The following is a 17095-nucleotide window of genomic DNA, read 5'->3' as shown; positions in this document are numbered from 1 at the left end:
GTCCTCTTCCAAAAGCCGGGTCATGATCGCCTGGTAAGTGTACGCCGATAGCCACTGGTTGTCTGCATAGGTCATCACGTCGTGATATGTGAGCCCCGGCAACGCAGCGGCCGGCAAGCCGAGTTCGTGATCCCCGGTGTCGACACCGACATATTTGTTGTCCGGCTTGCTGATACAGCCGTTCTCATAAGGGAATGTCGGATCGCTCGCGTCCTGCGCGTCGGGGGAAATCCCGGATGAAAGCGGCCGAACGTATGTCCGAGTTCGTGAGCGCCGTACCAGTCGGCATATGACGCGTCGCGATCGCCGGCAAAACCGTTCGGCACGCCCGCGGGGCCGGAAGCAACGGTGTCCGGCTGGGCCGTGCCCGGAATGGCGAACGCCTTTCCTCGCATGAAGTTGTTGGACGCGTTATCGTCGACGAGACCGTAATAGTGCGTGCGCGGGTCGACGCCGCTGCTCACCTCGCGGCTTCGCAGCGCGGCGATCTGGGCATTGGCGAGATCGACCGTCGAGTCGTTGAACGGCGCGGCAAAATCCGCGTCCACCACCATGTGGGACCATTCGAGCGCGGCGACAGGATAGGCGCGGTTGAGAAACGACCTGAGATACGAAAAGTGGACCGCAGCGGGGGTGACGGTCGTCGGGCCGGCCCTGTATCGAAGACCGATCACCCGGATGCGGAGCGGCGGCGCCGCCGTGAATGTTACGGGCGCGATATTGAACGCCGCCGCCGGAAGGTCGCCGCCTCCGGGCTGAAAGATGCGGCTGATGCGCAAGCTGAGTGTGCCCGCGCCGATGGCCGCGGCCGGCAGGCGGAAGTTCAGGCTCTTGTCGATGTCTTCCCGCTGTTCGCGGAGACTGAAGGGCGAGCCCGGGTCCACCCGAAGCGAGTTGAGGGCCGGGAGGAACGTGTCGCCTCCGCCGCTCCGGCTCCACGCAATCTCCGCGGTGATCTGACCGGGCTGCGACACCGATGTCGGTTCAAGATAGAGGCGAACGAGCGTCGCCTTATCGGCGACCAGCGGCACCGAATTCGTCACGTCCTGAACGCACTGGACGATCTCGACGCCACGCACCTGCACGCCGGTCTGCGGCTGAGCAAGGCCGAGCGGGCGGCGTTTGCGGGGTTTGAGTCTGGGAACGCCCGAGCCGCGATGCACGCACATCATGCACATGGTGTTGTTCCGGCTTTGTGTGGTTCCGACTTTGATGACGCAACACGAGCTTCGCTTTGTTGCGTGGACTTTAAGTCTACATTGACAATATACTACCCGCTATAATTGAATCAAGCCAACCCTGCGGATCGGTCATTTGGACGCAGCGCGGCCGCCTCCGTTTTCGGACAATCCCTTTTGATACCGAGGTCAGACGATGATCGATCCGAACGCAATTGCAGCGCTGAAAGTCTATCCGCCCATCGGCGTCGCCCGTGTCGGCAACGCGCAAGGCGCCGACGACTACGTCATCGGCCCCGAGACGATCGGCGGTGCGCCGAGCTTGCCCGGCACGACGCCGGAGCAGCCGGCTCACTTCGTCGACGACTTCCGCACCGCGAACGGCGAGATCAAGCGGCAAGCCGCGCGCTTCCGCATCTACGCCCACATGAAGGACGGCAGCGTGCAGGAGGTGACCGCTGCATCCGCGAAGATCGAGTGGCGCGTCTGCATCGCAAACCTCAAGGCCGGCTGGTACGAGTTCAACCAGGCAATGGATCTCGGCCCGCTGAGCCAGAGCGCGTTACAGCGAAATCGCGAGCTGGTTTTGCCGGACGCCAGGTGGAAGCTCGACATCACGCCAACCCCGCGAAGCATTGCGGGGCAGGGGGCTGGCCCGATCAAGCTGGACGATGGCGCGTTCTGGGCTTCGCCGGTCTATCTCGGCGAGCTTCGTACCGACGAGGAGGGGCGGCTGATCTTCCTCGGCGGCAATGGAGTTTCGCGGCCATTCCGCAAAGGGACCCGGCCCCTGACTTTCGCCAACAATCCAGGTTGGCACGATGACGTCAGCGACGGGCCGGTGCGGGCGCAAGTGACATTTGCGGGGCATGCACCGATCGATGCGGAGCCCGGCTACGTCTGCGTTACGCCGCCGAATTACGCGCCGGGGCTGTTCGGTCTCGTAACGATGGACGACGTGGTGCGGGAGGTGTTCTACGACAAGGGCTGGATTCCACGACCGGCCAAGACCTCGTTCGTCAACGATGTGCAACCGATCTTTCAGCGCCTGACCGGACTACAATGGGTCAACCACGGGCTCTTCGTCGTTCATGGTTTTGGCTCGCCGCTCGACGCGCAGAATGCGCAAGTCCTCGCCAAGCTCAACGACGCGTCTGCCGCGAATGCGGCGTGGCGCACGGCCGTGCTGGCGTTGTTTCGCGATCCGGGCGCGGGCGGCGCACTGATCGCAGATCAGATCCCGCAGGTCTTCGGCGACGCAGTCGACGAGTTCTTCGGCAATCCGCCGATGCCACCGAACTCGCTGCTTGCCGTGACCAAGACTCAATACGCGCACCTCAAGCGCTGGGCTGCTGGAACATTCGATGCCGACGGGCCGTCGCACCAACCGGCGCAGCCGCACGACTTCTCTGCCCTGCCTCCCGAGGTCCAGGTTGTGCATCTCGAGCGCGCATCCTTGCACGATTGTCTCGGCGGCCCATTCCATCCCGCGATGGAGATGACATGGGTGATGCGGATTCCCCTGATGTGGACGTCGCTGTATCGCCTGAAAATCCTGCCCGGCGAGCAACCGGCGCGGCAGGACTTCGGGGGTACTCTCACGCCGGCGGTCTGCACCGGCGCGAACGGCCCACACGACGGTGTTGCCGCAGGCTGCCTCACCCGTTTCCTCGGCGTGCCCTGGCAGACCGATCATACCTCGTGCAATTCGGCGGCCGACTACTTCCCGTCGACGTTCCTGTCGATGCCGACGTTCTGGGGACCGCGTGCCCCGGATCAGGTTCTGGCAGACGGAAACTATCTGCGTGCGGCCGCCATCGCGCCTCTCGGCCAGGCGACGCAACAGCAGACGTTCAAGCACCTGATGAACCGGGTCGACTGGTTGCGCGACATCCGCGGCAGCGATTACTATGACCGCCTGTCGAACATGATTGCGGAATGGTCCGAGCTCGGCATGGTGTTGCCGGTGAAGAACGCGCCTGCATCTCTGCCGGTGCAGGATCTGCGCGTCGAGCAGGGACGCAGCGACAGCAACGGGCCGATCGATGTCGCGGCCGATCCGAAGTACCACGCGGTCGAGGACATGGAGAGCCTTTTCCTGCCGCAGACGACAGCGGGCCTGGCGCTGCGGCGTGGCGCCCGCAAGACGGCTCCCCCGCCGAAACGGACCTATCGCCCGGGCGAGATCTGACCTTGGACGTGCTGCGCACCGACTGTCTCGTGGTCGGCGCCGGGCCTGCCGGCTTGACCGCCGCACGCCTGCTGGCCCTTAGAGGCCGCACGATTATTGTCGCAGATTCCGGCGTCACGCCGACGACGCGGCTTGAACTCCTGGCTCCGGCCTCGCTCGTCACTGTCGCGGCGGTAGGACTTGAACATCTGCTCGACGATCCGACGATCGCCCGAGCCTGTCTCGGGATTCGGCGAACACACGGTTCGGGCGCGTCGGACTACGAGGACTTTCTGCGTCATCCCGGCCGCGTCGGGTATGTGGTCGATCGCGCCCGTTTCGACGAGCGCCTTCGCGACGAGGCTATCGCTGTCGGGGTTACGTTTTGCGGACTGCGCGCAATCGGCGTCAGGCCGGACCGCGGCGTTATCTGTCGTGCGAGCGATAGCGCTGGGGCGAAGGTCGTCCTTGCGGAGATCGTTGTCGATGCAACGGGGCGCGCCGCCGCGATTGCGCGGCGCCGGGGCGCGCGCGTGGCCGCCCGGGATCGCATGGTCGCCGAACTGGTCGAGGATGCGGCTGATGGCGCGCCGGCCGGCCCCGCATCATGGCTCGACTACAGTAGCGATGGACCGACCTGGTCTTACCGCATCCGTGGACCGCAAGGGCGTGTGCAGACTTGGCGCATTCGCAGATCCGGAACACCGGCTGGAGATGCACTGCTCAGCGTGGACGCGTCTGCTTGCCTCCTCTCGGAGGCCGCGGGCGAAGGTTGGATTGCAGTGGGCGATGCGGCGATGGCGTTCGATCCGATTGCCTCTCAGGGGCTGTTCAACGCATTGTCGTCCGCTTTGGTCGCGACGGGGGCACTGTTGTCGGCCGATCGGCTGAGCCCGACCTCGGCGCGATTGTATTCCGACGCGGTCGCCACAACGTTCCTTCACTGCGAAGCAGGCCGTAGCAGCGTCTATGGCGCCATGCCTCCGGCGCCGCAGTCACGGGCCGACCCGGCAAAAACGATCGCGCAATGAAGCATGATTTCGCGGGCCGATCGGGCTCCGCTTCCCGCCCCTGAAACTGACACCTCTGCAACCCTCCATCCACGGGCACGATGTGCCGATTTTTCGTCGCGGAACGATGCCTCTTGTCACGGCTGCGCATCGCAGCCGCAACTTTGCGTGAACGCGTCCCCAATTGTTTCGCGAGAGGCTCCCTGCCGTCGCGATGTTGACCCGTCCGGCAAAACACTGGCAAAATGTGCACATGGCGGAGATCGCGGCGCGAATGCATCCGTGGTGACCGCGAGCATTTCCAGTGAGTTGACCTATGAAGTCTGAGAGGGACGGCATCAACCTCGCAGCCAAGCCAACCGGAACGGGTTGCGTGGAATGCTCGGCTGCGGGCGGGTGGTGGCTGCATCTTCGCCGATGTGTCGAATGCGGTCACATCGGCTGCTGCGATACTTCACCAAAGCAGCACGCATCGAAACACAATGCGGCGACAGGTCACCCGATCATCACGAGCTTCGAGCCGGGCGAACGATGGTTTTACGACTATCGCACCGGAGAGAGTTTCGCCGGCCCGAAGCTTCAAGGCCCTCACTCGCATCCGTTGGATCAACCGGTGCCCGGACCGGCCGAAGCGGTGCCTTCGGACTGGCAAGCGCGGCTCAATGAATAGGCGGTAGCTCTTGAGCTATTGGCTCGTGGCCGACCTTTCGAGCGTGCTCCTCAGAGGAGCAAAGGTGAGCTTTCCGAGGTTGGCGCGGGCGCCGAAAATTACCACACCCGCTAGGCTCGAACCTTAGTTCGTGACCGCCGCCGTCTTGCGGACCAGCACTTCGTTGCCTGCCCGGCTGATTTCAAGCGCACGTGGCTGCTGGGACGTTGAGAGAACAACGCTTTGGCCCGGTGCAAGAACAGAGACTACGCGGATTGGCGTTCCCGTCTCGCCCTGAGCAAGGGTCGTCACGACATGGAACCCATCGCGCTCGACGGTGTAGTAGGCGACGCCGGAAACCTCGCCGAGGTCGATGCTTTTTGCCTGAATTGGCCGAAGACCATCTGCATGAGCGGTTCCAAGAGTGGCTAAGGCTAATGTGGCGGCTAAAAGGCTGCTGCGAATTGACATACTCATCTCCTTTGGCTGGGCGGTGGGCTACGCCCTCCGTTCCCTTGCCACGTAAGATGGTCGGCCTATGATCATTGATCAAACAGGTTGGATCGATGATGGGTATCGATGCCGTCAATCTAGGCCATGTCGACCTAAATCTACTGGTTCACCTCGATGCCTTGCTTCGTGAGCATAGCGTTACGCGGGCTGCAAGCCGCGTAGGCATTGGTCAGTCGGCGATGAGCCACAACCTCGCCCGCCTGCGTGAGCTGTTCGGCGACGAGCTTCTGACGCGAGGGCCCGATGGCCTGCGCCTCACTCCTCGTGCAGCGATGCTGGTAGAGCCGGTGCGGACTACGCTGTCTCAAATCCAAACGATTGTCTCACGCGACGAAGCATTCGATCCAGCGACCGCAGAGCGGACCTTCAGGTTCGGACTCCCGGACAGCATGGAAATCCTTGTTCTTCCCGCTCTCCTCGCACGCCTGCGCGAGGTTGCGCCTGGCGTCCATCTGCGGCTCTACAACATCGACTCGTCGAGACTTCTGGATGATCTCGATGCCGACGAACTGGACCTCGCTGTTGGCTATGACGTCTTTCCTCAGGGCCAGATCCACCACAAGCGTCGTCTGCTGTTCAACGAGAGCTATCTGTGCATGTTCAACGCGGAGATAACGGGCATCACGGACGCCCAAATCTCGCTCGAAGATTACGTGCGGTTACCTCATGTACTCACGAGCCTGCGGCCGGGCCGCAGTGTGCGCGGCGTAGTAGACGACGCTCTTGAGAAACTAGGACTGCGGCGGACGGTTGTTCTGACCACGCCTCGCTTCCTCACTGTCCCTTCCTTGGTGGCACGCGCACCTGTCGTGGTAACAATGCACGCGCGGCTGGCTCGGTTGTTCGCCACAGAACTCAAGCTTAGCCTGAGCCAGCCTCCGGTGGATTTGCAGGACGTAGCTGTTTCACTGCTCTGGCACGCTTCCTACGATCACGATCCATCTCATGTGTGGCTGCGTCGAACCTTGGTGGAATTGGTCTCCGAGCTTTGAGCTGGCGCGGCCACCCGGGAGCAGTGCCGGCTCCACGGGGCACATGTCGCATATCGGCCCTCAGCCGACTGGTTAGAGTCAGTTGACGCTGTCCGCTCCCGAAATCGGAGCGGACGTGGCATGCTTTCGCGGACTGATCGGATTTGGGAGCGCTCGCCCTAAAACTGATACCTCCGCAGTCCCCCATCCACCGGGATCACCGTGCCCGTGATGTAGCGCGCCACCGGCGAGGCCAGAAACACCGCGAGCGCCGCGAGGTCCTCCGGCTCGCCCCAATAGCCGACCGGGATTTCTTCCTCCGCAAAGCGCTCGCGATAATCCGGCGGGTAGTTGCGGCGGATCTGTTCGCTCATGATGCGGCCGGGCGGGATGCAGTTGATGGTGATGCCGTGCTCGCCGATCTCGCGCGACAGCCCCTTGGCCCAGGCGTGTACGGCGGCCTTGGCGGCGAACGCGGCGTTGAGGCCTTCCGGCTCGGACTTGCCGGTGATGTTGACGATGCGGCCCCATTTGCGTTCGATCATCTGCGGCAGCAGCGCATGCGCGATGCGGCGGTAGCTGGTGAAATTCAGCGCGATCGCCTCGTCCCATTTGCTGTCGGGCGCATCGACCGGCAGCGGCCGGCTGCCGCCGGCATTGTTGATGAGGATGTCGACATGGCCGAGCTCCTTTTGCGCAAAGGCCGCGATGTTCTCCGCGGCGTCCTTGGCCATCACGTCCTGCTTGAACGGCGTGATCAGGTCGGAGCCGACTTCCTTCACCAGCTCGGCAAGCAGATCAGTGCGCCGCGCCACGCCGACGACGCGGACGCCTTCGGCAGCCAGGCCCTTGGCGATGGCGCGGCCGATGCCGATGCTCGCGCCTGTCACGACTGCGGTTTTCGATTTGAGCCCGAGGTCCATGGTCACACGCTCTCTTGTTTGCTTTTTGCGTCTTGTCGTTCGTTTCCTGCCCGTCCCGCCGGCTTCGCGAATTGCCTGAGCGGGACAAGCAGTGGTAACCAAGAGCCTCGACGAAGGAAACACGAAAAAGAAAAGGCGTTGAGCAATGGTCTGGGATCCGCAGCAATACCTGAAATTCTCCGGCCATCGGCTTCGGCCCGCCGTCGACCTGTTGATGCGGATTCCGGATTTCGCCCCGCGCGCGATCGCCGATCTCGGGGCAGGGGCCGGCAACGTGACAAAACTGATCAAGGAGCGCTGGCCGGACGCAACCGTGACCGGTGTCGAGGGCTCGGCCGAGATGGTGGCTGCGGGCCGCAAGGCGGCGCCGGATGTGGAATGGTCGCACGAGGATCTCGGCCATTGGCGCCCCGCCAGGCAATACGATTTGATCTATTCCAATGCGGCACTGCACTGGCTGCCCGATCATGCGGCGCTGTTTCCGTCAGTCATGGCGACGGTGACGCCCGGCGGCATGCTTGCGGTGCAGATGCCGCGCAACTTCCTCGCGCCATCGCATGTGCTGATCGGCGAGACGGCGCTGAACGGCCCGTGGCGGTCAAAGGTCGAGCATCTCGTGACCCCGCCGCCGGTCGAAGGGCCGGCGTTCTATCATGATTTGCTCGCGCCGCTGTCCCAGAACGTGGACATCTGGGAGACCGAATATCTGCAGGTGCTCGAAGGCGACAATCCCGTGAAGGAATGGACCAAGGGGACCTGGCTGACGCGCTATCTCGACATCCTGCAGGGCGACGAGAAGGCCGCGTTCGAGGCCGCCTATGGCGAGCGGGTGGCGAAGGCCTATCCGAAGAATGCCGCGGGGCAGACGCTGTTTCCGTTCCGGCGTCTGTTCATGGTCGCCCAGCGCAAGGGCTGATCGCACTGCCGCAATGCGACATGAACCGTACGCAACCCGGGACTGGGAGCGGGTCCCGGGTTGCGCGGACAACAGCCGTCAAGCTAGCTTGCCTGTGGCAAATTGGGCTTAGGTCTAGTTGTTCGGGTGGTGGATTGCTGCCACTACTGGGCTGCAAACCGGGCTGCAAAACAAAAAGAACCCGGTTTTAGAGGTTGTTGGGAGGTTACTTCATGCGCAAGCTGCTTCTTGCGGTCGCCGCCGCAGCTATTCTCGTGGCCCCAGCCGTGGCACAGGCCCAGAGTCCGATCGTCATCAAGTTCAGCCACGTCGTCGCCAACGACACCCCGAAGGGCAAAGGCGCGCTGAAGTTCAAGGAGCTTGCCGAGAAGTACACCGACGGCAAGGTCAAGATCGAGGTCTATCCGAACTCCACGCTCTACAAGGACAAGGAGGAGATCGAGGCGCTCCAACTCGGCTCGGTGCAGATGCTGGCACCCTCGACCGCGAAGTTCGCGCCGCTCGGCATCAAGGAGTTCGAGGCGCTCGATCTGCCCTGGCTGTTCAAGGACGACATCACCTATTCCAATGCGATGAAGGGCACGGTCGGCAAATGGCTGTTCCAGAAGCTCGAGACCAAGGGCATCACCGGGCTCGCCTATTGGGACAACGGCTTCCACATGCTCTCGGCCAATCGCCCGCTGATGAAGCCGGCGGATTTCCAGGGCCTGAAGTTCCGCATCTCCGGGTCGAAGATCGCCGACCAGTATTTCCGCATCCTCGGCTCGATCCCGCAGATCATGGCGTTCTCGGAAGTCTACCAGGCGCTGCAGACCGGCGTGGTGGACGGCTGCGAGAACACCGCGTCCAACTACCTGACGCAGAAGTTCTACGAGGTGCAGAAGGACATCACCGTGTCCTATCACGCGCATCTGCAATATGCCGTGATCGTCAACTCGAAATTCTGGTCCGGACTGCCGCCGGACATCCGCACCCAGCTCGAGAAGGCGATGGTGGATGCAACCGAGTACACCAACCAGATCGCGCACCAGGAGAACGAGGATGCGCTCGCCGAGATCAAGAAGACGGGCAAGACCAAGCTGCATTATCTGACTGACGCCGATCGCAAGGCGTGGCAGGAAGCGATGCAGCCGACTTACAAATGGGCAAAGGGCCGGGTCGGGCAGGAGGTGCTCGATCTCGTCGCCAAGGAACTCGACGTCAAGATGAACTGACGCGCGAGTTCAATAAGAACAACCATGAACGGTCGGGGTGATCCCACTCCCGGCCGTTTCGCTCTTGAATGACGAGCCGATGCTGGGGGACCAAGTTGCTGCGAGTGCTGAATCGTTTTCTCGATCATCTCGAGGAGTGGCTGATTGCGACGATGATCGCGGCCGCAACGTCGCTCATCTTCGTCGCCGTGCTGCACCGCTACGGGGCCGGACTCTCGATCGACATCGCCAAATGGGCGGAGGCTCGCAACCTGAGCTTCATCTCGGTTCCGTCGCGCGCCGCATTCGTCTGGCTCGCCGCGCTGGACCTGTCCTGGGCGCAAGAGCTCTGCATATACATGTTCATCTGGATGGCGAAGTTCGGCGCGGCCTACGGCGTGCGCACCGGCATCCATGTCGGCGTCGACGTATTGGTGAATGTGCTGCCGGGCGGCTCGCGCCGGCGCGTCATTACGTTCGGCCTGCTCTGCGGTGCGCTGTTCACGGCGATCGTTGCCTATTTCGGCGGCGCCTTCGTCAACCAGATGTGGCACACCGGACAGCAGTCCAACGACCTCGAAGCGCCGATGTGGATGGTGTACCTGACCATCCCGCTCGGCTCCGGCCTGATGTGCTTCCGCTTCCTCCAGGTCGCATGGTCGTTCTACCGCACCGGCGAGCTGCCGCATCACGACATGGCCGGCGTCGAGGGGGTCGAGCCCGACCCGGTTCATCCGGCGCCGGTCACGCGCAGCCAGGTGGTCCGCGACGAGCGCAGCCCGATGGGCTGGGTGCTGATGCTGCTGCCCGTCCTGATCGTCGCGATCTGCTTCGCGCATGCAGGCCACGTCATCACGCTGCCGCAGGGCCTGCGCGTCGCCATCGTGTTCGCGCTGCTGCTGTCGTTGATGCTCACGGGCATGCCGATCTCGATCGCGCTCGGTCTCACCGTGCTCAGCTTCATGTTTACGCTGACCGACGTGCGAACGGAATCGGTGGCGCTGAAGCTGTTCACCGGCATCGAGAATTTCGAGATCATGGCGATCCCGTTCTTCATCCTCGCCGGCAACTTCCTGACTCATGGTGGCGTGGCGCGGCGGATGATCAATTTTGCGACCTCGCTGGTCGGCCATTGGTACGGTGGTCTTGCCTTGTCGGGCGTGGTCGCCTGCGCGCTGTTCGCCGCGATTTCAGGCTCCTCGCCGGCGACCGTGGTGGCGATCGGTTCGGTGATCTTGCCTGCCATGATCGTGCAGGGATTCCCGAGGAAGTTCGGTGCGGGCGTGATCACGACCTCGGGCTCGCTCGGAATCCTGATTCCGCCGTCGATCCCGATGGTGCTCTACGCCGTTTCCACCAATACGTCGGTGGGCAAGCTTTTCATCGCTGGCATCGTCCCGGGTCTCGTGCTCGCCTTCCTGCTGGGAGCAACGACCTTCTACCGCGCCTGGCGCAACGACTATCCGCGCATGCCGAAGGCGACGTTCGCGCAGCGCTTCGATGCGTTCCGCAAGTCGATCTGGGGCATCCTGCTGATCGTGATCGTGATCGGCGGCATCTACAGCGGCCTGTTCACGCCGACCGAAGCTGCCGCCGTCAGCGCGGTCTACGCCTTCATCGTCGCGGTGTTCATCTACAAGGATCTGAAGCTGCGTGACGTGCCGCGCGTGCTGCTGTCGTCGGCGAATCTGTCGGCGATGTTGCTCTACATCATCACCAACGCGGTACTGTTCTCGTTCCTGATGACTTACGAGAACGTGCCGCAGGCGCTGGCGCAATGGATGATCGATCAGGGCCTCGGCTGGATCGGCTTCCTGCTCGTCGTCAATCTGCTGCTGCTGCTCGCCGGTAACGTGATGGAACCGTCCTCGATCATCCTGATCATGGCGCCGATCCTGTTTCCGGTGGCGGTAAAGCTCGGCATCGACCCGATCCACTTCGGCATCCTGATGACGGTGAACATGGAGGTCGGCCTGTGCCATCCGCCTGTCGGCCTCAACCTTTACGTCGCCTCGGGCATCGCCAAGATGGGCATTACAGAGCTCACGGTCGCGGTGTGGCCGTGGCTGCTGACGATGCTGGCGTTCCTCGTGGTCGTGACGTATTGGCCCGGTCTGTCGTTGTGGCTGCCGAGACTGCTCGGAATGTAGCTGCACGAGCAGTGCACCCTCTCCCCTTGCGGGAGAGGGGGCGCGAACTCCTACCCGCTCCTGGAGGGGGAGGGTAGGATTCGCGTAGCGCGAGTTGCGCGCTCCACGACGCCCACGATGGCAATCGACCGCGAGATGCGGTTAGATGCCGGCAAAAGGCCGGGAGGAAGCAAACATGACAGACGCATCCAGCAACGAGCCGAAAGACGCAACGCCGTCCGTTATCGCGCAGCATGATGCGATGCTGAATGCGCTGCCGTTTTCCGACACGAGGGATTTCGACGATGCCGCGCGCGGCTTCCTCGGCACGATCGAGAACGCGGAGATCACCAATCCGCTGGGGCGGACGGTCTGGAGCTTGAAGCCCTACGGCTTCCTGTCGTCCGAGCGGGCGCCGCCGACCGTCAATCCGAGCCTGTGGCGGCAGTCACGGCTCAACATGCAGCACGGGTTGTTCGAGGTGGTGCCCGGCGTCTACCAGGTGCGCGGGCTCGATATCGCCAACATGACGCTGATCGAGGGCGACAGCGGCGTCATTGTCGTCGACACCCTGACCTCGATCGAGGGTGCGCGCGCCGCGCTCGATCTCTACTTCAAGCACCGCGGCGCGCGGCCGGTCGCGGCGGTCATCTTCACGCATACCCACACCGACCACTGGGGTGGCGCACGCGGCGTGCTGGAGGAGGATGCGCTGGCGACCGGGCGCGTGCCGATCATCGCGCCAAACCTGTTCATGGAGCACGCCGTCTCCGAGAACATCATCGCGGGACCGGCGATGCTGCGCCGGGCGCAATATCAGTTCGGCCCGTTCCTTGCGAAGGGCGTGCGCGGGCAGGTCGACAACGGGCTCGGCAAGTCGATGGCGGCGGGCGGCGTGGCGCTACTGCGCCCGACCGACCTGATCATGGCGACCGGCGACAGGCGCGTGATCGACGGCGTCGAATTCGAATTCCAGATGGCGCCGAACAGCGAAGCGCCGGCGGAGATGCACTTCTTCATCCCGCGCTACAAACTGTTGAACCTCGCCGAGAACTGCACGCACAATTTCCACAATCTGCTGCCGTTCCGCGGCGCCGATGTGCGCGATGCGCTGGCGTGGTCGAAATATCTCAACGAGGCGTTGCGACTCTGGGACGGCAAGGCGGAGGCGATGTGCGGGCAGCATCACTGGCCGGTGTGGGGCCGCGAACGGATCGGCACGATGATCCGGCAGCAGCGCGATCTCTACAAGTTCGCGCATGACCAGACCATCCGGCTGATGAACCACGGCCTCACCGCCGCCGAGATCGCCGAGACGATCCAGTTGCCGAAGAGCCTGGAGGGTGCCTGGCATGGCCGCGGCTATTACGGCCATATCCGGCACAATGTGAAGGCGATCTACCAGAAATATCTCGGCTGGTACGATGCCAACCCGGTCAATCTCGATCCGCTGCCGCCGGTGGAATCCGGCAAGAAGTATGTCGAGTATATGGGTGGCGCCGAGGCCATCCTCGCACGTGCACGCAAGGACTTCGACAAAGGCGAGTTTCGCTTTGTCGCGCAGGCGCTCGGCCACCTCGTCTTCGCGGAGCCGGAGAATGAAGCGGCCCGTGCGCTGCTCGCGGACACGCTCGAGCAGCTCGGTTATGCCGCCGAGAGCTCGACCTGGCGCAACGCCTATCTGTTCGGCGCGCAGGAGCTGCGTCAGGGCATGCCGAAGACCCCGCCGCGCCCGCCGATGCCGCGCGAGACGCTGGCCGCGCTACGCACCGAGCAGCTCTGGGACGTGCTCGGCATTCGGCTCAACGGCCCCAAGGCCGAGGGCAAGCACATCGTGCTGAACTGGAGCTTTTCCGATACCGGCGAGATCTTCGTGCTCAATCTGGAAAACTCTGCGCTGACCTATACCGAAGGCGTGCAGGCGGAAAATGCGGACGCGAGCTTCACGCTCGCGCGCGCAACGCTCGATGAGGTGATCGCGAAACTGACGAGCTTTCCGGAAGCGGTCGCCGCCGGCAAGATCAAGCTCGCGGGCAACCCGATGCGGCTTGCCGAGCTGATGGGCCTGATGGACGAATTCCCGCGCATGTTCGAGATCGTCGAGCCGAAGCGGGCGGTGGTGAGTTAGGGCGACGCAGCCCGCCGCGTTCTCGCTGGCATCGTCCTCCGCACCCTCGCTGTCATCGCCCGGCATGACCGGGCGATGACAGTATTCCAGAGACCGCGGTGCTCGAGCCGAGAAGCCGCGGAGTACTGGATGCCCCGGTCAAGCCGGGGCATGACAGTGTGTCGTGAGGTGAAAGCGGCCCTTACTCAGCGCTGCTCACCAGCTTGATCCGCGGCGCCTGCGCTTGCGTCAGGCTGCGATAGGCCGCGAGATAATCCAGCGCCATCCGTCGCGCCGTGAAGCGCTTCTCGAACTGCTTGCGGATCGCCGCGCGATCGAGTTGCGGCAGACGCTTGACGACGCCGGCGGCGCTGATGATGTCCTCGACCACGAAGCCGGTGAGGCCCTCGTCGATGATCTCGGGCACCGAGCCGCGGTTGAAGGCGACGACCGGCGTGCCGCAGGCCATCGCTTCGATCATCACGAGGCCGAACGGCTCCGGCCAGTCGATCGGCAGCAGGAGGCCGAGCGCGGCGCTGAGGAAGTCCGATTTCTCGTGGTCACCGATTTCGCCGATGAACTCGACCAGCGGATTGTTCTGGATCATCGGCTTGATCAGCTCGTCGTAATAGTCCTGGTCGGCGCGATCGACCTTGGCCGCGATCTTCAGCGGGATGCCGCAATGCATCGCGATCTTGATGGCGCGGTCGACGCCCTTCTCGGGCGCGATGCGGCCGAGCACGGCGAGGTATTCCTGCTTCGCCGGCTTCGGCGTCAGCAGGTTCTCCGGCAGGCCGTGTTGGATCGTCGTCACCCAGTTCGCCTGCGGCACCGGCCTGCGTTGCGCGTTCGAGATCGAGATCACCGGCATTTTTGAGAAGGTGTTGAACACGGGCTGATGCTCCGGCAGGTCGAGCCGGCCGTGCAGCGTGGTCACGAACGGGGTCGGCTGCCGGTGGAACAGGGACCACGGATAGTAATCGAGATGGAAGTGGAGGAAGTCGAACTCCTCGTCGTCACATTTCTGCCGCACGCGCTCCAGGAGCACCATGTGCAGGGCGTTGGGATCGCGCACGGAACCGTCGAGACGAAGCGCCCGCGGCCATAAGGCGTCGAGCTTCGCCGACGTCTGCGAGTCACCACTGGCGAACAGCGTCACATCGTGTCCAAGGGTAACCAATTCCTCCGTCAACCAGTGCACCACCCGCTCGGTGCCGCCATACAGCTTGGGTGGAACAGCCTCCGTCAACGGAGCTACCTGCGCGATGCGCATCTCGCCATCTCCTCTGTGATCATGGAAGTTAAACCCCCCGCCGTGTCTCGGCACCGGCATGCCAGACGAGGGAACGTTCTCGCAATTGCGAAGTTCCTTCAACGAACGTTACTTCTTCGACACACTTCAGTCGGCCGCGATGCTGCCATCTCCTCTTCTCACATCGTCCGCATCCGCATGTCGTGATGGCCCGGCCCGGGAACCGAGGCGAAGCGGTCGATGTTCAATCGGCTAATAGAAAAATCGAAATCAATACGACGGGGTCGCAGTCACATGGATCATCTTTCTGGTTACGCGCGCAGGCCATTTGCCTTTGTCTTGCGCTATCTGCGACGACGACCGGCATCGCATCTGGTGATCCTAACCGCTGTCGTTGCAGCCGTTGCCTGTTCCGTGGGCACGCAATACGGCGTCAAATCCCTGGTCGACAGCCTGTCCGCGGGAACTTCGCACGGTGGCAGCGTATGGCTGGCATTCATTTTACTCATGTCGCTGATCGCGGCCGATAATTTCCTGTGGCGGATCGCGAGCTGGACCGCGAGCTTCACCTTCGTTCGTGTCACGGGCGATTTACGCCGTGACATATTTCGTCATCTGACCGGACACGCGCCGAGCTACTTCTCGGATCGCATGCCGGGCATGCTGACGAGCCGTATCACCGCGACCTCGAACGCGGTGTTCACGGTCGAGAACATGTTCGTCTGGAATGTGTTGCCGCCATGCATCGCCACAATTGCGGCCATCGGTCTGATTGGAACCGTCAGTCCCTATATGGCGCTCGGCCTGATCGTGGTCGCGGGCGGTATGGTGATAGCGATGTTCCATCTGGCCGCAGCCGGCAAGCCGCTGCATGACGACTTTGCCGACAAGGCCGCCGTCGTCGACGGCGAGATGATCGACGTCATCAGCAACATGCCGCTGGTCCGCGCCTTTTGCGGCATCGGCCATGAGCACGAGCGGTTCGACGCGACGGTGAACCGGGAACTGACCGCGCGTGGCCGCAGCCTGCGTTATCTGGAAAAGCTGCGGCTCACGCATGCCGGCGTGACGGTCGTCCTGACGGTGGCGCTGATGGCCTGGGCGATCACGCTCTGGCAGCAGGGCGAGGCAACCACCGGCGATGTCGTGCTGGTCTGTACGCTCGGCCTCTCCATCCTCAATGCGACGCGCGACCTCGCGGTGGCGCTGGTCGATGTCACTCAGCACGTCGCGCGCCTGACCGAGGCGATCGCGACCTTGCTTGTGCCGCATGAATTGCGCGATCATCCCGAGGCCGAGCCGCTGATGAAGAGCGGCGCCGCGATCGCGTACAACAACGTCACCTTCGGCTATCCCGGCGGCGAGAAGATCTTCGAACGGTTCAGCCTGCGGCTTCAGCCCGGCCAGCGCGTCGGCCTGGTCGGCCAGTCGGGCGGAGGGAAATCGACCCTGTTCACGTTGCTGCAGCGGTTCTACGATGTCGACGAAGGCAGCGTGACCGTCGATGGCCAGGATATTTCCAAGGTGACCCAGCTGAGCCTCCGTGAGGCCATCTCGGTCGTGCCGCAGGATATCTCGCTGTTCCACCGCTCCATCCGCGAGAACATCCGCTACGGTCGTCCGAACGCGACCGACGACGAGGTGCTGCGCGCGGCGATCGCGGCGCGCTGCGATTTCATCGACAGCCTGCCGGAAGGGCTCGACACCATGGTCGGCGACCGCGGTGTGAAAATGTCCGGCGGCCAACGCCAGCGCATCGCGATCGCGCGGGCCTTCCTGAAGGACGCGCCGATCCTGCTGCTGGACGAAGCGACCGCCGCGCTCGACAGCGAATCCGAGGAGGCGATCCGCGAGGCGCTGTCGCGCCTGATGCGCGGCCGCACCGTGATCGCGATCGCGCACCGGCTGGCGACGCTGCGCAATTTCGATCGCGTCCTGGTGCTGAAGAATGGCAAGATCATCGAGGACGGCGCGCCCGACCGCTTGATGCAGGGCCACGGCCCCTACCGTGAGCTGGTGACGCAGGAGATGAGCCGGCTGGCGAAGTTCGCCGCGTAAGTCCAACAGTTGCGTTTGCGTTGGTC

13 protein-coding genes and 1 pseudogene are annotated in these 17095 nt (G+C 63.3%); 10 read left to right on the top strand and 4 right to left on the bottom strand.

The genetic code is table 11. From position 1 onward, the window contains the following. Positions 1–74: 74 nt before the first annotated feature. Positions 75–1169 carry a zinc metalloprotease gene (locus BJ6T_RS33850; RefSeq protein WP_430644624.1) on the bottom strand — a complete coding sequence of 365 codons (1095 nt, stop codon included), beginning with the start codon at positions 1167–1169 and terminating at the stop codon, positions 75–77. A 205-nt stretch (positions 1170–1374) separates the two neighbouring features. On the opposite strand from BJ6T_RS33850, the gene BJ6T_RS47595 reads away from it, so the two are divergent. The 3 genes from BJ6T_RS47595 (at position 1375) to BJ6T_RS49725 (ending at position 5028) form a co-directional block, all read left to right on the top strand. After that, the gene (locus BJ6T_RS47595; RefSeq protein ID WP_014497087.1) at positions 1375–3369 is read left to right on the top strand and encodes a LodA/GoxA family CTQ-dependent oxidase; all 1995 of its coding nucleotides are present in this window, start codon (positions 1375–1377) and stop codon (positions 3367–3369) included. Between the two features lie 8 nt (positions 3370–3377). Next, on the top strand, positions 3378–4379 hold the full coding sequence (locus BJ6T_RS33840) for an NAD(P)/FAD-dependent oxidoreductase (RefSeq protein ID WP_240538001.1): 1002 nt from the start codon (positions 3378–3380) through the stop codon (positions 4377–4379). A gap of 295 nt (positions 4380–4674) precedes the next feature. Next, complete coding sequence (locus BJ6T_RS49725; protein ID WP_014497085.1) at positions 4675–5028, top strand: UBP-type zinc finger domain-containing protein; 354 nt, start codon at positions 4675–4677, stop codon at positions 5026–5028. Between the two features lie 123 nt (positions 5029–5151). Here the strand turns inward: BJ6T_RS49725 and BJ6T_RS44050 are convergent, their stop codons facing one another. Continuing rightward, a complete protein-coding gene (locus BJ6T_RS44050) occupies positions 5152–5478 on the bottom strand; it encodes a hypothetical protein (RefSeq protein ID WP_014497084.1) in 327 nt (108 codons plus the stop codon). A 98-nt stretch (positions 5479–5576) separates the two neighbouring features. On the opposite strand from BJ6T_RS44050, the gene BJ6T_RS33835 reads away from it, so the two are divergent. Continuing rightward, on the top strand, positions 5577–6512 hold the full coding sequence (locus BJ6T_RS33835) for a LysR family transcriptional regulator (RefSeq protein ID WP_028169768.1): 936 nt from the start codon (positions 5577–5579) through the stop codon (positions 6510–6512). A gap of 158 nt (positions 6513–6670) precedes the next feature. Here BJ6T_RS33835 and BJ6T_RS33830 read toward each other — a convergent pair whose 3' ends face one another. Next, entirely contained in the window at positions 6671–7414 is a 744-nt protein-coding gene (locus tag BJ6T_RS33830) for an SDR family NAD(P)-dependent oxidoreductase (protein ID WP_028169767.1), read from the bottom strand. Between the two features lie 145 nt (positions 7415–7559). Here BJ6T_RS33830 and BJ6T_RS33825 point away from each other — a divergent pair, with 145 nt between their 5' ends. The 5 genes and pseudogenes from BJ6T_RS33825 (at position 7560) to BJ6T_RS33810 (ending at position 13780) form a co-directional block, all read left to right on the top strand. Then, entirely contained in the window at positions 7560–8330 is a 771-nt protein-coding gene (locus BJ6T_RS33825; protein WP_014497081.1) for a methyltransferase domain-containing protein, read from the top strand. Positions 8331–8542: 212 nt separating this feature from the next. Further along, positions 8543–9544 carry a DctP family TRAP transporter solute-binding subunit gene (locus BJ6T_RS33820; RefSeq protein WP_014497080.1) on the top strand — a complete coding sequence of 334 codons (1002 nt, stop codon included), beginning with the start codon at positions 8543–8545 and terminating at the stop codon, positions 9542–9544. Positions 9545–9612: 68 nt separating this feature from the next. Further along, positions 9613–10176, top strand: a pseudogene (locus BJ6T_RS49455) (TRAP transporter small permease); the annotation flags it as partial. Between the two features lie 216 nt (positions 10177–10392). Beyond that, the gene (locus BJ6T_RS49450) at positions 10393–11673 is read left to right on the top strand and encodes a TRAP transporter large permease (protein ID WP_039157279.1); all 1281 of its coding nucleotides are present in this window, start codon (positions 10393–10395) and stop codon (positions 11671–11673) included. Positions 11674–11848: 175 nt separating this feature from the next. After that, the gene (locus BJ6T_RS33810; RefSeq protein WP_014497078.1) at positions 11849–13780 is read left to right on the top strand and encodes an alkyl/aryl-sulfatase; all 1932 of its coding nucleotides are present in this window, start codon (positions 11849–11851) and stop codon (positions 13778–13780) included. 181 nt (positions 13781–13961) lie between these two features. On the opposite strand, the gene BJ6T_RS33805 is transcribed toward BJ6T_RS33810, so the two are convergent. Next, positions 13962–15032 (bottom strand): glycosyltransferase family 4 protein, encoded by a 1071-nt coding sequence (locus BJ6T_RS33805; RefSeq protein ID WP_014497077.1) that lies wholly within the window; start codon positions 15030–15032, stop codon positions 13962–13964. 273 nt (positions 15033–15305) lie between these two features. On the opposite strand from BJ6T_RS33805, the gene BJ6T_RS33800 reads away from it, so the two are divergent. After that, on the top strand, positions 15306–17069 hold the full coding sequence (locus BJ6T_RS33800) for an ABC transporter ATP-binding protein (protein ID WP_028150105.1): 1764 nt from the start codon (positions 15306–15308) through the stop codon (positions 17067–17069). Positions 17070–17095: the final 26 nt, after the last annotated feature.

Origin of the sequence: Bradyrhizobium japonicum USDA 6 (assembly GCF_000284375.1) — a bacterium.
GTDB classification, from domain to species: domain Bacteria; phylum Pseudomonadota; class Alphaproteobacteria; order Rhizobiales; family Xanthobacteraceae; genus Bradyrhizobium; species Bradyrhizobium japonicum.
Note: the sequence above shows the minus strand (reverse complement) of the source record. Positions and strands in the feature narration are given on the sequence as shown.